Origin of the sequence: Streptococcus sp. GMD1S, assembly GCF_000296875.1 — a bacterium.
Classification (GTDB): domain Bacteria; phylum Bacillota; class Bacilli; order Lactobacillales; family Streptococcaceae; genus Streptococcus.
The window spans coordinates 1-902 of sequence record NZ_AJQY01000200.1 but is presented as its reverse complement, the minus strand read 5'-3'; the positions used below and the strand labels follow the sequence as shown (position 1 = coordinate 902).

Below are 902 nucleotides of genomic sequence, written 5' to 3'. Positions count from 1 at the left end.
GTAATTGAAACGATTGAAATTGAGGACTAGAATGAAAATTGGTGATAAGCTAACTGGGCGTATTACAGGAATTCAGCCCTATGGTGCCTTTGTTGAGTTAGAGACAGGGGTGACAGGGCTGATTCACATCTCGGAGATTCGGACGGGATTTATTGAAAATATCTATGACATTTTAAAAATTGGCGATGAAGTCCAAGTTCAGGTGGTGGATTTTGACGAATACACTGGGAAGGCTAGTCTTTCTATCCGTACCTTGGAAGAGGAAAAACATCAATTGCCAAGACGGAGACGTTTTTCAAATGATCGGATCAAGCACGGTTTTGCACCACTTGGGCGAATGATGCCTGTTTGGACGCGTGAGGCACTAGAGTATTTAAAGAAGAAGCCATAAATACGATTATTTAAATCGTTTGTAATATTAACATCATTTGTTATAATAAAAGTATGAAAGAAGAACAATTATTAAAACCAGGAGAGCGAATCAATCAGCTCTTTTCGACAGATATCAAAATCATCCAAAATAGAGAGGTGTTTAGCTATTCGGTGGATAGTGTTCTTTTATCACGCTTTCCTCGCTTCCCTAAACGGGGTTTAATTGTGGACTTTTGTGCTGGAAATGGTGCAGTGGGACTTTTTGCTAGTTCACGTACTCAGGCGCGGATAATATCTGTAGAGATTCAGGAGCGCTTGGCGGATATGGCAGAGCGTTCGGTTCAGTTGAATGGCTTGGAAGAGCAGATGCAGGTCATCTGTGATGATTTGAAAAATATGCCTGCCCACATTCAGGGAAGTAAGGTGGATATGATTTTGTGCAATCCGCCTTATTTTAAGGTGGATCCGCATTCCAATCTGAACGAGAGTGAACATTACCTTCTGGCCAGACACGAAATTACGACTAACCT

General features: G+C 41.4%; 2 protein-coding genes. Both read left to right on the top strand.

Annotated elements, in window-relative coordinates:
* Positions 1-31: 31 nt before the first annotated feature.
* Complete coding sequence (locus GMD1S_RS08275; protein ID WP_000689620.1) at positions 32-391, top strand: S1 RNA-binding domain-containing protein; 360 nt, start codon at positions 32-34, stop codon at positions 389-391.
* 53 nt (positions 392-444) lie between these two features.
* Positions 445-902: tRNA1(Val) (adenine(37)-N6)-methyltransferase (locus GMD1S_RS08270; protein ID WP_000657016.1), on the top strand; the 458-nt coding region annotated here is incomplete at its 3' end.